18 protein-coding genes are annotated in these 17,250 nt (G+C 72.3%); 5 read left to right on the top strand and 13 right to left on the bottom strand.

The features are described from left to right. Positions 1 to 42: 42 nt before the first annotated feature. From ACIQFZ_RS12445 to ACIQFZ_RS12415, 7 genes are all read right to left on the bottom strand, one after another. Positions 43 to 465: a hypothetical protein gene (locus ACIQFZ_RS12445; protein ID WP_402691186.1), complete on the bottom strand. Its 423-nt coding sequence runs from the start codon at positions 463 to 465 to the stop codon at positions 43 to 45. 121 nt (positions 466 to 586) lie between these two features. After that, entirely contained in the window at positions 587 to 2,098 is a 1,512-nt protein-coding gene (gene gatB / locus ACIQFZ_RS12440; RefSeq protein ID WP_402691185.1) for an Asp-tRNA(Asn)/Glu-tRNA(Gln) amidotransferase subunit GatB, read from the bottom strand. A 16-nt stretch (positions 2,099 to 2,114) separates the two neighbouring features. Beyond that, complete coding sequence (locus tag ACIQFZ_RS12435; protein ID WP_225079584.1) at positions 2,115 to 2,357, bottom strand: hypothetical protein; 243 nt, start codon at positions 2,355 to 2,357, stop codon at positions 2,115 to 2,117. Beyond that, positions 2,354 to 3,856, bottom strand: coding sequence for an Asp-tRNA(Asn)/Glu-tRNA(Gln) amidotransferase subunit GatA (gatA, locus tag ACIQFZ_RS12430; RefSeq protein ID WP_402691184.1), 1,503 nt, complete (start codon positions 3,854 to 3,856; stop codon positions 2,354 to 2,356). The genes ACIQFZ_RS12435 and gatA overlap by 4 nt, the downstream gene beginning before the upstream one ends. Positions 3,857 to 3,861: 5 nt before the next feature. Beyond that, complete coding sequence (gene gatC / locus ACIQFZ_RS12425; protein ID WP_365418453.1) at positions 3,862 to 4,158, bottom strand: Asp-tRNA(Asn)/Glu-tRNA(Gln) amidotransferase subunit GatC; 297 nt, start codon at positions 4,156 to 4,158, stop codon at positions 3,862 to 3,864. A gap of 106 nt (positions 4,159 to 4,264) precedes the next feature. Then, positions 4,265 to 4,756, bottom strand: coding sequence for a cupin domain-containing protein (locus ACIQFZ_RS12420; protein WP_365418450.1), 492 nt, complete (start codon positions 4,754 to 4,756; stop codon positions 4,265 to 4,267). Between the two features lie 33 nt (positions 4,757 to 4,789). Continuing rightward, positions 4,790 to 5,161 carry a DUF4267 domain-containing protein gene (locus tag ACIQFZ_RS12415; RefSeq protein WP_365418447.1) on the bottom strand — a complete coding sequence of 124 codons (372 nt, stop codon included), beginning with the start codon at positions 5,159 to 5,161 and terminating at the stop codon, positions 4,790 to 4,792. 89 nt (positions 5,162 to 5,250) lie between these two features. On the opposite strand from ACIQFZ_RS12415, the gene ACIQFZ_RS12410 reads away from it, so the two are divergent. Then, positions 5,251 to 5,838, top strand: coding sequence for a TetR/AcrR family transcriptional regulator (locus ACIQFZ_RS12410; protein ID WP_402691183.1), 588 nt, complete (start codon positions 5,251 to 5,253; stop codon positions 5,836 to 5,838). A gap of 48 nt (positions 5,839 to 5,886) precedes the next feature. Here ACIQFZ_RS12410 and ACIQFZ_RS12405 read toward each other — a convergent pair whose 3' ends face one another. The 5 genes from ACIQFZ_RS12405 to ACIQFZ_RS12385 all read right to left on the bottom strand — a co-directional run bounded on the left by ACIQFZ_RS12405 (position 5,887) and on the right by ACIQFZ_RS12385 (position 12,948). After that, complete coding sequence (locus ACIQFZ_RS12405) at positions 5,887 to 8,136, bottom strand: putative bifunctional diguanylate cyclase/phosphodiesterase (protein ID WP_402691182.1); 2,250 nt, start codon at positions 8,134 to 8,136, stop codon at positions 5,887 to 5,889. A 260-nt stretch (positions 8,137 to 8,396) separates the two neighbouring features. Then, positions 8,397 to 10,592 (bottom strand): NAD-dependent DNA ligase LigA, encoded by a 2,196-nt coding sequence (ligA, locus tag ACIQFZ_RS12400; protein ID WP_402691181.1) that lies wholly within the window; start codon positions 10,590 to 10,592, stop codon positions 8,397 to 8,399. Between the two features lie 15 nt (positions 10,593 to 10,607). Then, positions 10,608 to 11,615, bottom strand: a complete 1,008-nt coding sequence (locus tag ACIQFZ_RS12395; RefSeq protein ID WP_365418435.1) for a methionine synthase — start codon at positions 11,613 to 11,615, stop codon at positions 10,608 to 10,610. A gap of 79 nt (positions 11,616 to 11,694) precedes the next feature. Continuing rightward, positions 11,695 to 12,393, bottom strand: coding sequence for an SDR family oxidoreductase (locus tag ACIQFZ_RS12390; protein ID WP_365418432.1), 699 nt, complete (start codon positions 12,391 to 12,393; stop codon positions 11,695 to 11,697). Positions 12,394 to 12,408: 15 nt separating this feature from the next. Further along, positions 12,409 to 12,948, bottom strand: coding sequence for a TIGR00730 family Rossman fold protein (locus tag ACIQFZ_RS12385; RefSeq protein ID WP_402691180.1), 540 nt, complete (start codon positions 12,946 to 12,948; stop codon positions 12,409 to 12,411). 74 nt (positions 12,949 to 13,022) lie between these two features. Here ACIQFZ_RS12385 and ACIQFZ_RS12380 point away from each other — a divergent pair, with 74 nt between their 5' ends. From ACIQFZ_RS12380 to ACIQFZ_RS12365, 4 genes are all read left to right on the top strand, one after another. Further along, positions 13,023 to 13,346, top strand: coding sequence for a DUF427 domain-containing protein (locus ACIQFZ_RS12380; RefSeq protein ID WP_365418426.1), 324 nt, complete (start codon positions 13,023 to 13,025; stop codon positions 13,344 to 13,346). Positions 13,347 to 13,402: 56 nt separating this feature from the next. After that, on the top strand, positions 13,403 to 14,182 hold the full coding sequence (locus tag ACIQFZ_RS12375) for an alpha/beta hydrolase (RefSeq protein WP_365418457.1): 780 nt from the start codon (positions 13,403 to 13,405) through the stop codon (positions 14,180 to 14,182). 331 nt (positions 14,183 to 14,513) lie between these two features. Beyond that, positions 14,514 to 15,452, top strand: a complete 939-nt coding sequence (locus ACIQFZ_RS12370; protein WP_402691179.1) for a ketopantoate reductase family protein — start codon at positions 14,514 to 14,516, stop codon at positions 15,450 to 15,452. Positions 15,453 to 15,539: 87 nt separating this feature from the next. After that, positions 15,540 to 16,073: an SRPBCC family protein gene (locus ACIQFZ_RS12365; RefSeq protein WP_402691178.1), complete on the top strand. Its 534-nt coding sequence runs from the start codon at positions 15,540 to 15,542 to the stop codon at positions 16,071 to 16,073. A gap of 15 nt (positions 16,074 to 16,088) precedes the next feature. Here the strand turns inward: ACIQFZ_RS12365 and mnmA are convergent, their stop codons facing one another. Continuing rightward, positions 16,089 to 17,222 carry a tRNA 2-thiouridine(34) synthase MnmA gene (mnmA, locus tag ACIQFZ_RS12360; protein ID WP_376652675.1) on the bottom strand — a complete coding sequence of 378 codons (1,134 nt, stop codon included), beginning with the start codon at positions 17,220 to 17,222 and terminating at the stop codon, positions 16,089 to 16,091. Positions 17,223 to 17,250 lie beyond the last annotated feature (28 nt).

The raw sequence follows: 17,250 nt of genomic DNA, 5'->3' as shown, positions 1-17,250 counted from the left end.
GTCAGATGAAGTCTGTCGCCCCGCCGAGTGTCCACCGCGCGATCAGTCGGGCTGGTCGCCGAGCGCCATCACCATCACCCCGGCGATCAGCAGCCACAGTGCCCGCCGGGTGCGTCCCCGGGAGCCGATGAAGGCCGCCAGGGCGCAGACGGCGGCGCCGGCGGCGTAGGCGGCCGGGACGAGCGCGGATGCCGAGCGGGACAGCCGCAGCAGCGAGGCGGCGAGTCCGGCGAGCGTCAGCAGGATCCCGGCCCCGGCCGCCGTCCACCGGGCGCGGCGTGCGACCTCCGCGGGGTCCTCCACCTCGTCGTCGGCGCCGTCCTCGGTCTCGGCGCCGTCGTCCTCGACGACACCGCTCTGGCCCACGTCGACGTCACCCTCGGCATGGCCCATCGTCCCGGCCGCCTCGACGTCGTCGGCCCCGGATATCTCGGGGTGCGTTTCGGAATCGGCGCGTCCACTCATGGCGCGCGAGCGTAGCGCCTCTGTCCGAGGGCACCGACGGGGGGGTCGGGCCCGTCCCCCGCGCCGGCATGTCTCGGGGGGTGCACCGGATCCGGTGCACCCCCCGAGACTCTTCGCGGGCTCAGCCCTCGACGCCGAGCTTCTCCAGGATCAGCTCCTTGACGCGGGCCGCGTCGGCCTGGCCGCGGGTGGCCTTCATGACCGCGCCGACCAGGGCGCCGGCCGCGGCCACCTTGCCGCCGCGGATCTTGTCCGCGATGGCCGGGTTCCCGGCGATGGCCTCGTCGACGGCGGCGGTCAGCGCGCCCTCGTCGGAGACCACCTTCAGGCCGCGCTTGTCGACGACCTCGTCCGGGGTGCCCTCGCCGGCGAGGACGCCCTCGATGACCTGGCGGGCCAGCTTGTCGTTCAGATCGCCCCTGGCGACCAGCTCGGTGACCCGGGCGACCTGCGCCGGCGTGATCGACAGCTCGTCCGGCGCCTTGCCGGACTCGTTGGCGGCACGCGCCAGCTCGCCCATCCACCACTTGCGGGCCGAGGCGGCGTCGGCCCCGGCGTCGATGGTGGCGACGATGAGGTCCAGGGCACCGGCGTTGAGGATGGCCTGCATCTCGGTGGCCGAGATGCCCCACTCCGTCAGGAGGCGGGTCCGGCGGACCAGCGGCAGCTCGGGCAGGGCCGCCCGGATCTCCTCGACCCACTCGCGCGAGGGCGCCACCGGGACCAGGTCCGGCTCGGGGAAGTACCGGTAGTCCTCGGCCTCCTCCTTGACGCGGCCGGAGGTCGTGGACCCCGTGTCCTCGTGGAAGTGGCGGGTCTCCTGGATCACCGTGCCGCCGCCGTTCAGCACGGCGGCGTGTCGCTGGATCTCGAAGCGGGCCGCACGCTCCACGGACCGCAGCGAGTTGACGTTCTTCGTCTCGGAGCGGGTGCCGAACTTGTCGGCGTCCTTGCGCATCAGCGACAGGTTGACGTCGCAGCGCATCTGGCCCATCTCCATACGGGCCTCGGACACACCGAGCGCCCGGATGAGCTCACGCAGCTCACGGACGTAGGCCTTGGCCACCTCCGGAGCCCGCTCGCCGGCGCCGGTGATCGGCTTGGTGACGATCTCGATCAGCGGGATACCGGCGCGGTTGTAGTCCAGCAGGGAGTGGGACGCGCCGTGGATACGACCGGTGGCACCGCCGACGTGCGTCGACTTGCCGGTGTCCTCCTCCATGTGGGCGCGCTCGATCTCCACGCGGAAGGTCTCGCCGTCCTCCAGCTGCACGTCGAGGTAGCCGTTGAAGGCGATCGGCTCGTCGTACTGGGAGGTCTGGAAGTTCTTCGGCATGTCCGGATAGAAGTAGTTCTTCCGGGCGAAGCGGCACCACTCGGCGATCTCGCAGTGCAGCGCGAGGCCGATCTTGATGGCGGACTCCACGCCGGTCGCGTTGACGACCGGGAGCGCGCCGGGCAGGCCGAGGCAGGTCGGGCAGGTCTGCGTGTTCGGCTCCGCGCCGAGCGCGGTCGAACAGCCGCAGAACATCTTGGTGGCGGTGCCGAGTTCGACATGGACCTCGAGGCCCATGACGGGGTCGTACGACGCCAGCGCGTCCTCGTACGACACCAGGTCGATCGTGGTGGTCACGGTGAAAACTTCCCTCTCAGCCCAGCAGGACGTCGTCGTCGCCCAACCGCTTCAGCTCGCGGCAGAGGATGGCGAGGCCGGTGACGATCGCTACGGCGGACACGGTGGCGTCGATCAGGCGCAGCGTGTCGTGCTCGGCGCGGGCCTTCTTGATCTGCTTGGCGACACCCACCGCGCCGAACGCGGTGGTGGCCATGGACAGGTACGTACCGGACTTGGACTTCTTGAAGCCCTTGGCCTTGGCGAGCGCCTTACTCACAGCGACGGAGCCTCCTCGAGCAGCGGGTGCCCCCACTTTTCCACGAAGGCGGCCTCGACGGCGGCACCCACCTTGTACAGGCGGTCGTCCTTCATCACCGGGGCGATGATCTGCAGGCCCACCGGGAGGTTGTCCTCCGGGGCGAGACCGCAGGGCAGCGACATGGCCGCGTTGCCCGCCAGGTTGGTCGGGATGGTGCACAGGTCGGCGAGGTACATCGCCATCGGGTCGTCGGCGCGCTCGCCGATCGCGAAGGCGGTGGTCGGGGTCGTCGGGGAGACGATCACGTCGACCTGCTCGAACGCCTTGTCGAAGTCCCGCTTGATCAGGGTGCGGACCTTCTGGGCGCTGCCGTAGTACGCGTCGTAGTAGCCGGAGCTGAGCGCGTACGTGCCGAGCATGATCCGGCGCTTGACCTCGGCGCCGAAGCCCTCCTCACGGGTGAGGGAGGTGACGTCCTCGGCGGAGCGCGTGCCGTCGTCGCCGGTGCGCAGGCCGTAGCGCAGGCCGTCGAAGCGGGCCAGGTTGGACGAGCACTCGGACGGCGCGATCAGGTAGTACGCCGACAGGGCCAGGTCGAAGGACGGGCAGTCCAGCTCGACGATCTCGGCGCCCAGCTCCTTGAGCAGCTCGACGGACTCGTCGAACCGCTGGATGACGCCGGCCTGGTAGCCCTCGCCGCGGAACTGCTTGACGACGCCGACGCGCATGCCCGCGACGCTGCCGTTGCGGGCGGCCTCGACGACCGGCGGGACCGGCTCGTCGATGGAGGTGGAGTCGAGCGGGTCGTGCCCGGCGATCACCTCGTGCAGCAGGGCCGCGTCCAGGACCGTACGGGCGCAGGGGCCGCCCTGGTCGAGGGAGGAGGAGAAGGCGACCATGCCGTAGCGGGAGACCGCGCCGTACGTCGGCTTGACGCCGACCGTGCCGGTGACGGCGGCCGGCTGGCGGATGGACCCGCCGGTGTCGGTGCCGATGGCGAGCGGGGCCTGGTGGGAGGCGAGCGCGGCGCTCGACCCGCCGCCCGAGCCGCCGGGGATCCTGGTGAGGTCCCAGGGGTTGCCGGTGGGCCCGTAGGCGCTGTTCTCGGTGGAGGACCCCATGGCGAACTCGTCCATGTTGGTCTTGCCGAGGATCACCACGTCGGCGTCCTTCAGCCGCTTGGTGAGCGTCGCGTCGTACGGCGGGATCCAGCCTTCGAGGATCTTCGAGCCGACGGTCGTGGGGATGCCCTCGGTGGTGAAGATGTCCTTGAGCGCGAGCGGCACGCCGGCCAGCGGGCCGAGCTTCTCGCCGCGCGCCCGCTTCTCGTCGACGGCGCGGGCCTGGGCGAGCGCGCCCTCGCGGTCGACGTGCAGGAAGGCGTGCACCTTCTCGTCGACGGCCTCGATCCGGGCCAGGTGGGCCTCGGCGACCTCGACGGCGGTCAGTTCGCCGGAGGCGATCTTCTCGGCGGTCTCGGCGGCGGTGAGCCTGATGATGCTGTTCATGTCCGTCACGGCTGTCACTCCTCACCCAGGATCTGCGGCACCTTGAAACGCTGCTGCTCCTGGGCCGGGGCGCCAAAGAGCGCCTGCTCGGAGGTGAGCGACGGACGGACCTCGTCCGCGCGCATGACGTTCGTCAGCGGCAGCGGGTGGGAGGTCGGCGGTACGTCTTGGTCGGCGACCTCGCTGACGCGGGCCACCGCGCCAATGATGTCGTCGAGCTGTCCCGCGAGGTGGTCGAGTTCCTCGGGCTTCAGCTCCAGACGCGCCAGCCGGGCGAGGTGGGCGACCTCCTCGCGCGTGATGCCAGGCATGCAGCGATCCTCTGGGGTGAGTGCGTGTGCTTTGGCCCAATCCTATGGGGCGGGGCGGGGTGGCCGTGAAACGGTTTGCCGGACCCCGCCCCACAGGGGCCGGCGTTCAGCGGCGCGCGTCCCAGGCCCGGCTGCTCAGGAAGTGGTTGTCGTACAGGTCCTGCACCTCCAGCAGGCTCTCCGGGGTGACCTCGCCCAGGCGGATGCGCTGGAGGTGGCGGAAGTACGCGAAGCGCTCGACACCCGGGGTGATGACGATGAGGAGGTCGGCCCCGCGGCCGGGGGCGGCGGCGAACGCGTGCGGCCGGCCCGGCGGGACGACGACCAGGTCACCGCGCTCGGCGGTGACCACGTCGTCGCCGGAGAGCAGCTCCGCGGTCCCGTCCAGGACGAAGAACATCTCGGCGGAGTTGTCGTGCCGGTGCGGCCGGGCACCGTCGGCGCCCTCGGCCAGGGTGACGCGCACGGTGGACAGCGCGCCGCCGGTCGCGCTGCTGTCGGCCAGCAGCTTCACGCCGACGGGGTCCCCGCCGACCACCTCGGCCCGAGCCTCACGGACCAGCACGGTTTCGTCGAACTTCGGCACGAACAGCGACATGACGAGACTCCCCCTGCCGGATGTCGGATGTGCTCAGAGCGCGAAGAGCAGTGCGGCACTGAGCAGCACAACGAGCGCGGTGGCGAAATGGATCCCGAAGGCAACGGCCTTCGTGCCGCCGTTGCGCAGCACTATCAGGGTGTCGCCGAACGGCACGAGCGCCACGGCGGCCATGGCCCACGCCGCGGCATGGGCTCCGGCGAAGGCCAGCAGGGCGAGGCCCAGGAGCCCGAAGGTGCCGTCCCGCAGACCCTTGATCGACAGATAGGCGCGGGCGTCGCCACGCGGGTCGGCCGGGACGCCGTAGCCGGCCGCCGAGGGGCCGGGCCGGAACAGGAAGCGGTAGCCGAGGAACACGCAGAACAGATCGAGCAGGACGGCCAGGGTGTATGCGGTGACGGTCATGTCTCTTCTCCCGTTGCTAGCAACACTAGGGCTTGAAGCGAAGCTAGCAGAGCTTCGGCAGAAGTTCTAGCGTTGCTAGAATCTGTGGCATGTCGATCCAGACGCGCCGGGAGCGCGAACGAGCGGAGCGCCGGCGGCTGATCGTGGCGGCCGCACGGGAGCTGGCGGAGGCCGAGGGCTGGGACGCGGTGACCACCCGCCGGCTGGCCGCCGAGATCGACTACAGCCAGCCGGTCCTCTACAGCCACTTCAAGAGCAAGGGCGCGATCATGGCGGCGGTCGCCGTCCAGGGTTGCGCGGAGCTGGCCGTTGAGATGCGCACGGCCCGTGAGGCGGCCAAGGGCGCGCGCGAGGCGCTGACTGCGGTGGGCGAGGCGTACACCGCCTTCGCCCGGCGGCGGCCCGCGCTCTACGACGCGATGTTCACGCACACGGTGGACCTGCCGTTCGCCACACCCGAGGCGCCGGCGGCCCTGTGGGAGGCGTTCGGCGAACTGCAGCGGGCCGTGGAGCCCGTCGCGGCGGAGGGCGACGACCCGGGCCTGCTGACGGAGACGTACTGGGCCGGGCTGCACGGCCTGGTGACCCTGATGCGCAGCGGCCGGCTGCCGGAGCATGCCCACGAGCGCCGACTCGCGTTGCTGATCGGTCACTTCGTGCCGCACGGCACGCGCTGAGCAGGGCGGGCCCGGCCCGCTCTCAGCACCGGCGCACGGGCGGGAGGGTCACTCGTCGGCCGCCGCCGCGGGCAGCGCGGCGGCGGGTCGCTGCCAGCCGCGGGATCCGCGCGCCCGCAGCCACGCCGTCGTCTCCTCCGGCGGCATCGCGGCCGCGACGAGCCAGCCCTGTACGGCGTCGCAGCCGAGGTCCCGCAGCCGTTCCCAGGTCTCGTCGTCCTCGACGCCCTCCGCGACGACCAGCAGCCCCAGGGAGTGCGCGAGGTCGACGGTGCAGCGCACGATCTCGGCGTCCTCCGTGTCGACCGCCAGCCGGGCCACGAACGAACGGTCGATCTTCAGCTCGCTCACCGGCAGCCGGCGCAGGTGCACCAGCGAGGAGTAGCCGGTGCCGAAGTCGTCCAGGGACATCTTCACGCCGTGCCCGGTCAGCGCGTGCAGGGTGTCGGCGGCCCGCTGCGGGTCCTCCAGCAGGACGTGCTCGGTGATCTCCAGTTGGAGCGCTCCCGCCGGCACGCCGTGCCGGGCCAGCCGGGCGGCCACCGAACCGGCGAACCCGGGGATGTGCACATCGCGCGGGGAGACGTTGACCGCGACCGGGACGAACAGGCCCTGGGCCCGCCACCGGGCGACCTGCGCGAGCGCGGTCTCCAGCACGTACTCCGTCAGATGGGGCATCAGACCCGAGGACTCGGCGATCGCTATGAACTCGTCCGGCGGCACCTTGCCGCGCTCGGGGTGCACCCAGCGGACCAGCGCCTCCAGGCCCGCGACCTGCCCGTCGAAGCGGACCTTCGGCTGGTAGTGCAGCTGGACCTCGTGGGCGTCGAGGGCCCGGCGCAGATCGCCCAGCAGCCCCAGCCGGTCGGGGGTGTTGGAGTCCCGCTTGGACTCGTAGACCTCCACGCCCGTGCGGTCCCGCTTGGCCTGGTACATCGCCACATCCGCCCGGCGCAGCATGCCTTCGGCGTCCAGGGCGTGGTCGGGGAAGACGGCGACGCCGGCGCTGGCCTCCAGGACCAGGGTGAGCCCGTCGAGGTCGAGCGGCGAGCTGAGGACGGTGACCAGGGCGCGGGCGATACGGGTCGCGGACGTCGTGGAGTCGGCGACCGGCAGCAGCACGGCGAACTCGTCGCCGCCGAGCCGCGCCGCCTCCGCCCCACGCGGCAGCGCCTGCCGCAGCCGGTCGGCGATCTGCAACAGCAGCCGGTCCCCGGCGAGATGACCGAGTGTGTCGTTGACCGAACGGAACCGGTCCAGGTCGATCAGCATCAGCGCGGACCGGGCGCCGATGCGTTCGGCGTCGTCCAGGGCGGTCCAGATGCGCTCCAGGAGCCACTGCCGGTTGGGCAGCCCGGTCAGCGGGTCGCGCAGCTGCTCCTCGGCCCGGGCGCGGGCCATCCACAGGGTGGAGTCGAGGGCGATCAGCGGAACGGCGAACAGCGGCAGCAGCACCGGTTTGGCCATGGCGACGACACAGACCAGCGGGGAGATGCCGAGCAGGGCGACGGCGACCAGGCCCTGTCTGATCACGGCGGTGCGGGCGACGGTGGGCACTCCGGCGTTGCGGGAGTGTTGCACGAACCACAGCAGGCCGCGGGTGACCAGGAGGTAGGCGCCGGCGGCCAGCACCACCTGGGGCAGAGTGGAGGCGGTCCAACCGCCCGGGCTCCAGGGGCTCTCCACGGTCGGTACACGACCGAAGGCGCCCAGCATCAGGCCGCCGGCGCCGATGCCGAGGATGTCCACCGACCCGTGCAGCACGCCCTGCCGCCAGTGGTGGCGCCGGGCCATGCCGACCAGGACGACGACGGTGAGGCTGACCATGCCGGCGGGCACCCAGCCGTAGAGCAGCAGCACGGCGACGGTGAGGGTGGCGCCGGAGCCGGTGCCGCCCCACCAGCGGGCCCGGCCGAGCATGACCAGGTGACCGACGATGACGCCGGTGAGCAGGGCCAGGGACCAGCCGGCCGTGCCGGACGGGAAGAGCGCGTGGTGGTCGCTGAACGCCTGGTACACGCCGGCGCTCAGCGCGGACCCGGCCACCGCGACGATCGCCACGGGCAACACGGAGCCGACCCGGTGCCGTTCGGGTTCGTCGCCGGGCAATCCGGAAAAACGTTCGACGGCCGTATGTGCGGAGGCGCGGGCGCGGGCGACGGTGTACTGTCCGGCGGCAACGCGTCCGGCGCGCTCCATCGCGCCCGGACGCTCCGGCGTCCGCCCCCGTCTCCCCTGCCATGCGCCGGCCATCCGGCGCAGCCGTGAGTGCGGGGCGGCGCTCTCGGTCGGTTCCATTCCCGTCCCTCTCACAGCCGGCGGTGCCCACGCCACGCGGCCCGATGCCCCACAACCCCTGGACGGCACCGCGCTGGAAAACCCTTCCACGTACTCCTGACGAGCACGGGGATGCCCCGACCGCGGTTGGGCACGGCGGGCGCACAGCTCAACAGTAGGCCGCAGAAGGCTTCCACGGGCAGCGGTCGCCGACGGTTGCCCGAATGCGCCCCGGCCACCCGTATGCATCTGGTATGCGCCGAACGGGTGGAGTTCAACCGCTACTCGCCGGTCGGAAGCGCGACTTCGGCCGCCGCGTCCGGCCCGCGCTCCAGAAGGACGCCGAAACCGTCCTCGTTCAGAACGGGCACCTTCAGTTGCATCGCCTTGTCGTACTTCGAACCGGGGTTGTCACCCACGACCACGAAGGAGGTCTTCTTCGACACCGAGCCGGTCACCTTCGCTCCCCGGCTCTGCAGCGCCTCCTTGGCGCCGTCGCGGGTGAACTGTTCGAGGGTTCCGGTCACCACGACCGTCAACCCCTCGAGCGGGCGCGGGCCTTCGTCCTCGCCGGAGCTCTCCTCCTCCATGCGGACGCCGGCCTCCCGCCACTTGCGCAGGATCTCCTGGTGCCACTCCTCGGCGAACCACTCCTTGAGCGAGGCGGCGATGATCGCGCCGACGCCCTCCGTGTTCGCCAACTCCTCCTCACCGGCCCGCTCGATGCGGTCGATGGAGCGGAACTCCCGGGCCAGCGCCTGGGCCGCGACCGGTCCGACATGACGGATCGACAGGCCGGTGAGCACACGGGCGAGCGGGCGCTGCTTGGCGGCCCGGATGTTCTCCAGCATCGCGAGCGCGTTCTTCTTCGGCTCGCCCTGCTGGTTGGCGAAGACCGTGACGACCTTCTCCTCGCCGGTCTTCGGGTCGCGCTTGGGCAGACCGCTGTCCTGGTCGAGAACATAGGCCTTGATGGGGAGAAGCTGCTCCACCGTCAGGTCGAACAGGTCGCCCTCGTCCTTCAGCGGCGGCTCCGAGGGCTCCAGCGGCTTGGTGAGGGCGGCCGCGGCGACATAGCCGAACTGCTCGATGTCCAGCGCCTTGCGGCCCGCGAGGTAGAACAGGCGCTCGCGCAACTGAGCCGGGCACGCCCGCGCGTTGGGGCAGCGCAGATCGACGTCGCCCTCTTTCATCGGCCTGAGCGGCGTACCGCACTCGGGGCACTCGGAGGGCATCACGAACTCGCGCTCGCTGCCGTCGCGCAGGTCGACGACCGGCCCGAGGATCTCCGGGATGACGTCACCGGCCTTGCGCAGCACGACCGTGTCGCCGATGAGCACGCCCTTGGCCTTGACGACGTCCTGGTTGTGCAGGGTGGCGAACTCGACCTCGGAACCGGCCACCGTGACCGGCTCGACCTGCGCGTACGGCGTGACCCGGCCGGTCCGGCCCACGCCCACCCGGATGTTGACGAGCTTGGTGTTGACCTCCTCCGGCGCGTACTTGTACGCGATCGCCCAGCGCGGGGCGCGGGAGGTCGAGCCCAGGCGGCCCTGGAGCGGGATCTCGTCGAGCTTGACGACGACACCGTCGATCTCGTGCTCCACGGAGTGGCGGTTCTCGCCGTAGTGGGCGATGAACGCGCGGACGCCGTCGAGGTCGTCGACGACCCTGTTGTGCCGGGAGGTGGGCAGGCCCCAGGACCTCAGCAGTTCGTAGGCCTCGGAGAGGCGGGTGAGGCCCCCGTACCCCTCCAGGGCGCCGATGCCGTGGACCACCATGTGCAGCGGCAGCGTCGCGGTGACCTTGGGATCCTTCTGGCGCAGCGAACCGGAGGCGGAGTTGCGGGGGTTGGCGTACGGCTTCTCGCCGGCCGCGACCCGGCGGGCGTTGAGGTCCTGGAAGGCCTCCATGGGGAAGTAGACCTCCCCGCGGATCTCCACCAGACGCGGCACGCGGTCGCCGTTCAGCCGGTGCGGGATCTCGGCGATCGTCATGACGTTGGGCGTGATGTCCTCGCCGACGCGGCCGTCGCCGCGGGTGGCCGCGCGGGTGAGCCTGCCGTCCTCGTAGGTCAGGTTGACCGCGAGGCCGTCGACCTTGAGCTCGCACAGGAAGTGGTGGCCGGTGGTGCCGACGTCCTTGGCGACGCGCTCCGCCCAGGCGGCGAGCCCCTCGTCGTCGAAGACGTTGTCGAGGGAGAGCATCCGCTGGCGGTGCTCGACCTCGGCGAGATCGGTCTCGTACGCCACGGCGACCTTCTGGGTCGGCGAGTCGGGCGTGCGCAGCTCCGGGTACTCGTCCTCCAGCGCCTCCAGCGAGCGCAGGAGCTGGTCGAACTCGGCGTCGCTGATGACGGGAGCGTCTTTGACGTAGTACCGGAAGCGGTGCTCCTCGACCTGCTCCGCGAGCCGCGCGTGCTTCTCCCGTGCCTCGACGGGCACCGCTGTTTCCGCTTGCTGCTTGTCGCCGGCCACCGTGTTGTCCTCCCGTTACTCTGGGTTGTCCGCGAGCGATCTCGCCGCCCGGACGCAGTGGGCGAGCGCCTGGCGCGCGTACGCGGGGGAAGCGCCCGCGAGTCCGCACGCCGGGGTGACCGTGACCGCCTCGGCGAGAAGCTCCGGCCGCAGCCCCAGCCTGCGCCACATCGTCCTGACACCCATGACGCTACCGGCAGGGTCCGACAACGGGCCGTCCGTGCCGGGGACGACACCGGCGAAGAGCCGGGTGCCCGCCTCGACCGCTTCTCCGATCACCTCGTCGTCACGCTCGGTGAGGAGCGAGACGTCGAGGGAGACCGCCGCGGCGCCCGCGCGGCGCAGCAGGGCGAGCGGGACGTCCGGAGCGCACGAGTGGACCACGACAGGCCCCTGGTCGTGCGCCCCGAGGACGTCCCGGAGCGTGGCCTCCACGATCTGCCGGTCAGCGGCGCGGTGGGTCCGGTAGCCGCTGGCGGTCCGCACCTGCCCGCGCAGGACGGCGGTCAGGGACGGCTCGTCGAGCTGGAGGACGAGCCCGGCGCCGGGAACACGCCGGCGCACCTCCGCGAGATGGAGCCGCAGCCCCTCGGCGAGCGAGGCGGCCAGGTCCCGGCAGGCGCCGGGGTCGGACAGGACCGCCTCGCCGTTCCTGAGCTCCAGGGCGGCGGCGAGCGTCCACGGCCCCACCGCCTGCACCTTCAGCGCGCCCTCGTACCCCTGGGTGAACTCCTCCAGGGCGTCGAGGTCCTCCCCGAGCCAGGACCGCGCCCGCCTGGTGTCCCGGCCCGGACGGTCGCCGAGCCGCCAGCCGCTGGGCTCCACGCGCGCGTACAGCTCGACGAGCATCCCCGCGCTGCGCCCGATCATGTCGGCGCCGGGCCCGCGTGCGGGCAGCTCGGGCAGGAAGGGGAAGTCCTCGAAGGTGCCCGTGACGGTCTTGACGGCCTCCCGGGCGTCCCCACCGGGCATGGACCCGACGCCGGTGGCGGCACCGAACCTGAACTGGCTGTTCTCGTTCACCCGGGAAGACTACGCAACCCCGCGGGGACAGGACCGCCTCAGGGTGCGGCGGTCTTCGGGGACCACCCCCCGCCGTCCGTCACAGGCCCGGGCGGACCGTCAGGTCGTTGACCTCCGCGTCCCGCGGCAGGTCGAGCGCCATGACGATGGTCGTGGCGACGGAGTCGGGGGCGATCCACTTCCCGGGGTCGTACTCCTTGCCCTCCTGCTGGTGCACCTTGGCCTGCATACGGCTGGCGGTGCGGCCCGGGTAGACCGAGGTGACCCGGACGCCGTTGGCGTGCTCCTCGTGGCGCAGCGAGTCCGCCAGCGCCTTCAGTCCGTGCTTGGAGGCGGCGTACGCGGACCAGTCGGCGTGAGCGCTCAGGCCCGCGCCCGAGTTGACGAACACCACGTGGCCGCGCGAGGCGCGCAGCTGGGGCAGGAAGTGGCGGGTCAGTTCGGCGGGGGCGATCAGATTGACGTCGAGCTGGTGGCGCCAGGTCTTGGGGGTGAGCTCGCCGACCGGGCCGAGGTCGACCACGCCCGCGATGTGGAGCAGGGAGTCCACCCGGTCGGGCAGCGTCTGGTGCGAGAACGCCCAGCTCAGCCGGTCGGGGTCGGCCAGGTCGCCGACGAGCGTCCGGGCTCCGGGGAACGCGGCGGCCAGTTCCTTGGCCCGCCCGGCGTCGCGCGCGTGCAGCACGAGCTCGTCCCCGCGCGCGTACAGGCGGCGGGCGACGGCCGCGCCGATGCCGGAGCCGGCACCGGTGATCAGATGAGTAGCCATGCCCGCCATGCTCGCACCACCGGCTCAGCTGCCGCCGAGTGCCTCGTCCAGATACGCCATCGCACCCGCGGGCTCCTCGGCGAAGAACACCAGCTCGGCGAGCTGCCGGGGCAGGAACCCGTCCTCCTCCATGCGGCGGAACTGCTGCTTGAGGCCGTCGTAGAAGCCGTCGGAGTTCAGCAGCACCACCGGCTTGCCGGTCCGGCCGTGCTTCTTCAGCTCCAGGATCTCGGTGGCCTCGTCGAGCGTCCCGGTGCCGCCCACCATGATCACGACCGCGTCGGCCTTCTCCAGGAGCAGCTTCTTGCGCTCGGCGAGGTCCTTGGCGATCACCATCTCGTCCGCGCCGGGCCGCGCCTTCGCCGACAGGAAGTCGACCGACACGCCGACGAGCCGGCCGCCCGCCTCCTGCACACCGTCCGCGACCACCTTCATCAGCCCGGTGTCCGATCCGCCCCAGACCAGGCTGTGCCCGCCCTTGCCGATCAGCCGGGCGAAGTCCCGCGCGGGGCGGGTGTAGCGGTCGTCGAGATCGGCGGCGGAGAGGAAGACGCAGATGTTCATGCGGCCACGGTACGCGGCGGGGCAACCCGCCCCGCGGGCGGGAAGAAGCGGGAGCCGGCGGGTGCTGTACTGGTATGACCCAAGGACACACGATCACGATCGACAAGAGCGATGGGCACGTGCGTGTGGTGCGCGGCGGCCAGGTCCTCGCGGAGAGCGACCGCGCCCTGGTACTGCGCGAGACGGGGTGCCCCCCGCGCTACTACCTGCCGCCCGAGGACGTGCGCCTCGACCTCCTGACGGCGTCCGACACGCACACGTACTGCCCCTTCAAGGGCACGGCGTCCTACTGGTCCCTGCCCGACGCGGCGGACCTGGTGTGGGCCTACCCCGCCCCGAAGCCGGACGTCGCCGGGATCAAGGACCACCTGTGCTTCTACGACGTGGAAGTGTTGTGACCCGGTGAGGCCGCCGCGGCGTGGCAGTCTTCACTGGCATGACTGGCATGACTGGGATGGACAAGAAGACCGTCTCGCGTGACGGCACACCTCTCGCCTACCACGGCACCGGACAGGGCCCGGTGGTCGTCCTCGTCAGCGGTGCGATGTCGACGGGGGCCACGCTGGCGCCGCTGGCGGCGGCGTTGCCGGGCCGCTTCGACGCCGTCGTCTACGACCGCCGGGGCCGCGGCGGGAGCGGGGACACGGCGCCCTACGCGGTGGAACGCGAGGTCGAGGACCTGGCGGCGCTGATCGACGCGGTGGGCGGCGAGGCGGCGCTGTACGGCGTCTCCTCCGGCGGCGCGCTGGCCCTCCGGGCGGCGGCGAGCGGACTGCCGGTCCGTCAGGTCGCCGTCTACGAGCCTCCGTTCGCCGTGTACGAGGGCGGCGAGCGGGAGCGCGCCGAGTACACCGGCAAGCTGACCGCGGCGCTCGCCGAGGGCCGGCGAGGGGACGCGGTGGAGCTGTTCCTGCTCCTGACCGGGCTGGCCCCGCAGATGATCGCCAGCGCCCGCCAGTCCCCCATGTGGGCGGGCATGGAGGCGATCGCGCCCACGCTCGCCCACGACGACGCGGTGATGGGGGACGGACTGGTCCCCCGCGACCTGCTGGCCTCGGTCACCGTGCCGGTCCTGTCCGTGGCGGGCAGCGCGAGCCCGGCCTGGCTGCGCGAGGCGGCCAGGGCGGTCGCGGAGGCCGCGCCCCGGGGCACGTACCGGGCCCTGGAGGGCCAGACCCACGCGGTGGAGCCGGAGGCGCTGGCGCCGGTGCTGGCGGAGTTCTTCGCATCCTGAACAGGACGATGCCGCACGTCCTCACGCACGCCGAGCCCCGGGCCGTCGCGGCCGCGCGATGTTTTCGTGCCTGACAGCCCGACAGCCCGACAGCCCGACAGCCCGACAGCCGGGCACCGGCCAGGACGGCCGTGTCCCCGGTCGCGGCCGGCCTCCGCCTCCGCGCGCGGCCCGGCCCTCTCACCGCCCCGGCACGCTCCCCGTCGGCGGCCCGACGGGCCGGGGCCGGAAATGCGCCGCGCCTCGTCATTGTTGGCCTCCACCGGGACGGCGGCCCGCCCAACGGGTGCCGCCCCGCGACCGGACCGTGACCGGAAGGGACACCGCAGCCATGCCCAGCACCACTCCCGACGCCACCGAAGTCACTTCCGCGAAGAGTGCTCCCCGCCCCTGGACCGTGGCCGTGCTCGGCCCCGGCGGCGTCGGCGGACTGCTCGCCGCGCTGCTGTCCCGGGCGGGTCACCGGGTGATCTGCCTGGCCGGGGACGCGACGGCGCGGTCCCTGCGCGAGGGCGGGGTACGGGTGCACAGCGCCCAGTTCGGGGACTTCACCACCAAGGTCGAGGCGGACACCGAGCTGCGGGAACCGGTCGACCTGTGCGTGGTGGCCGTCAAGCACACCAGCCTGGACGCCGCGCTGGACCGGGTCCCTCCGGCCATGCTCGGCACGGACGGCCTCGTCCTGCCGCTCCTCAACGGCGTCGAGCACCCCGAGACCCTGCGCCGCCGCTACGGCGACGACCGGGTGGCCGCGGGCGTCATCCGCGTCGAGTCGACCCGCGTCGCGCCCGGTGTCATCGAGCACGGCAGCCCGTTCACCGAGATCGATCTGGCCGGGACGACCGCGCGCCCGCTCACCGGCCTGGCCGCCGTGCTGGAGTCCGCCGGGGTGCGGACCCGCGTGGCCGAGTCCGAGACCGTCGTCCTCTGGGCGAAGCTGGCCTTCCTTGCCCCTTTCGCCCTCCTCACCACCCGCTACGACGCCCCCATCGGCACGGTCCGCACCGGCCACCGCGAGGAACTGCTCGCCCTTGTCGAGGAGATCACCGCCGTCGGCCGCGCCGCCGGGGCGCCGCTCGACGCGGACCGGACCCTGGCGATGTACGACGCGCTTCCGGCCGGGATGAAGTCCTCGATGCAGCGCGACGCCGAGGCGGGCCGCGCCCTGGAACTCGACGCGATCGGCGGCGCCGTGCTGCGCGCCGCGAAGCGGTACGGCGTTCCGGCACCGACGGCTGCCCGGCTGGTGTCCGAACTGACACCCGTGTGACCAACCCAACGTATTTCAGGAAGAGTTGGTGACCCTAGACTCCCTGCGCGGGGGCGGCGAACGACCGCGCCCGCACGGGGAGCAGCCATGCGTTACGCCGACCAGCCCGGCACCGACCGCGAGGTGCACATCTCGGCGGAACCCTCGCGGGTGTGGGAAGTCGTCACCGACGTCGAGGCGATGGCCGGGTGGAGTCCGGAGCTGGTGCGCGTGGAGTGGCAGGACGGCGCCGACCGGCCGGCGCCGGGCGCCCGTTACGTCGGGCACAACCAGAATCCGTTCGTGGGCGAGTGGCGGACCCTCGCCCACATCACGGAGGCGGTCCCGGAGCGCAGCCTGAGCTGGTGCGTGCTGGACCCGGACGGACGCTACGGCAGGCCCTCCGAGGACGAGAAGGACCGGATGTCCACCTGGTCCTTCGTCCTCACCCCGGCGCCGGAGGGGGGCACCGTCCTGCGTCAGTCGGTCACCATCGGGCCCGGTCGCTCCGGCCTGAGCGCGTACATCGACCGCACCCCCGACCAGGAGGAGGCGATCATCGCCTACCGCCTGGACCAGCTCGGCCAGGGCATGGACGCCACTCTGACCGGCATCAAGGAGACGGCGGAACGCCGGTCCTAGCGCCTCTCGTCCGGATCATGCCGTGCTCGGCTCCTTCGCCCGGGCCGTCGCGGCGATCGTCGCCGAGCCCACCACGCGTGTGCCGTCGTACAGCACGACCGCCTGGCCGGGGGCCACGCCGCGGACCGGCTCGGTGAAGGCGACCCGGAGTTCGCCGCCGACGAGTTCGGCGGTGACCTCGGTCTCGCCGCCGTGGGCGCGCAGTTGGGCGGTGTAGGTGCCGGGGCCGGACGGGGCCGTGCCGCACCAGCGGGGCTTGATCGCGGTGAGGCCTGTGACGTCCAGGGCGGAGGCCGGGCCGACCGTCACCGTGTTGGTCACCGGGGAGATGTCCAGGACGTAGCGCGGCTTGCCGTCGGGTGCCGGGGTGCCGATGCGCAGGCCCTTGCGCTGGCCGATGGTGAAGCCGTACGCGCCCTCGTGGCTGCCGACGACCGCTCCCGACTCGTCGACGATGTCGCCCTCGGCCTTGCCCAGGCGGCGGGCCAGGAAGCCCTGGGTGTCGCCGTCGGCGATGAAGCAGATGTCGTGCGAGTCGGGCTTCTTGGCGACGGCCAGGCCCCGCCGCTCGGCCTCCGCGCGGATCTCGTCCTTGGTGGTGAGCGTGTCCCCGAGCGGGAACATGGCGTGTGCGAGTTGCTGGTCGTCGAGGACGCCGAGGACGTACGACTGGTCCTTGGCCATGTCGGAGGCGCGGTGCAGCTCGCGGGTGCCGTCGTCGTTCACGATCACCTTGGCGTAGTGGCCGGTGCAGACCGCGTCGAAGCCGAGGGCCAGCGCCTTGTCCAGCAGCGCGGCGAACTTGATCTTCTCGTTGCAGCGCAGGCACGGGTTCGGGGTGCGGCCGGCCTCGTACTCGGCGACGAAGTCCTCCACGACGTCCTCGCGGAAGCGCTCGGCGAGGTCCCACACGTAGAAGGGGATGCCGATGACGTCCGCGGCGCGACGGGCGTCGCGCGAGTCCTCGATGGTGCAGCAGCCCCGCGCGCCCGTACGGAAGGACTGCGGGTTCGCGGAGAGCGCGAGGTGGACGCCGGTGACGTCGTGGCCGGCTTCCGCGGCGCGCGCGGCGGCGACGGCGGAGTCGACCCCGCCCGACATGGCGGCGAGGACGCGGAGGGGGCGGGAGCGCTGCGGGGTGTCAGTCATAGCCCTTCCAGGGTACGGGGCGCGGGAA

The organism is Streptomyces sp. NPDC093064 (assembly GCF_044754605.1).
Taxonomy (GTDB): Bacteria; Actinomycetota; Actinomycetes; order Streptomycetales; family Streptomycetaceae; genus Streptomyces.
This window is presented reverse-complemented; position numbering and strand designations above follow the sequence as displayed.

Excerpts from the sequence above, each read along its gene's own strand:
- ACIQFZ_RS12445 (WP_402691186.1), bottom strand. The coding sequence starts at position 465 with ATGAGTGGACGCGCCGATTCCGAAACGCACCCCGAGATATCCGGGGCC.
- gatC (WP_365418453.1), bottom strand. The coding sequence starts at position 4,158 with ATGCCTGGCATCACGCGCGAGGAGGTCGCCCACCTCGCCCGGCTGGCG.
- ACIQFZ_RS12420 (WP_365418450.1), bottom strand. The coding sequence starts at position 4,756 with ATGTCGCTGTTCGTGCCGAAGTTCGACGAAACCGTGCTGGTCCGTGAG.
- ACIQFZ_RS12415 (WP_365418447.1), bottom strand. The coding sequence starts at position 5,161 with ATGACCGTCACCGCATACACCCTGGCCGTCCTGCTCGATCTGTTCTGC.
- ACIQFZ_RS12410 (WP_402691183.1), top strand. The coding sequence starts at position 5,251 with ATGTCGATCCAGACGCGCCGGGAGCGCGAACGAGCGGAGCGCCGGCGG.
- ACIQFZ_RS12405 (WP_402691182.1), bottom strand. The coding sequence starts at position 8,136 with ATGGAACCGACCGAGAGCGCCGCCCCGCACTCACGGCTGCGCCGGATG.
- ACIQFZ_RS12390 (WP_365418432.1), bottom strand. The coding sequence starts at position 12,393 with ATGGCGGGCATGGCTACTCATCTGATCACCGGTGCCGGCTCCGGCATC.
- ACIQFZ_RS12385 (WP_402691180.1), bottom strand. The coding sequence starts at position 12,948 with ATGAACATCTGCGTCTTCCTCTCCGCCGCCGATCTCGACGACCGCTAC.
- ACIQFZ_RS12380 (WP_365418426.1), top strand. The coding sequence starts at position 13,023 with ATGACCCAAGGACACACGATCACGATCGACAAGAGCGATGGGCACGTG.
- ACIQFZ_RS12375 (WP_365418457.1), top strand. The coding sequence starts at position 13,403 with ATGGACAAGAAGACCGTCTCGCGTGACGGCACACCTCTCGCCTACCAC.
- ACIQFZ_RS12370 (WP_402691179.1), top strand. The coding sequence starts at position 14,514 with ATGCCCAGCACCACTCCCGACGCCACCGAAGTCACTTCCGCGAAGAGT.
- ACIQFZ_RS12365 (WP_402691178.1), top strand. The coding sequence starts at position 15,540 with ATGCGTTACGCCGACCAGCCCGGCACCGACCGCGAGGTGCACATCTCG.
- mnmA (WP_376652675.1), bottom strand. The coding sequence starts at position 17,222 with ATGACTGACACCCCGCAGCGCTCCCGCCCCCTCCGCGTCCTCGCCGCC.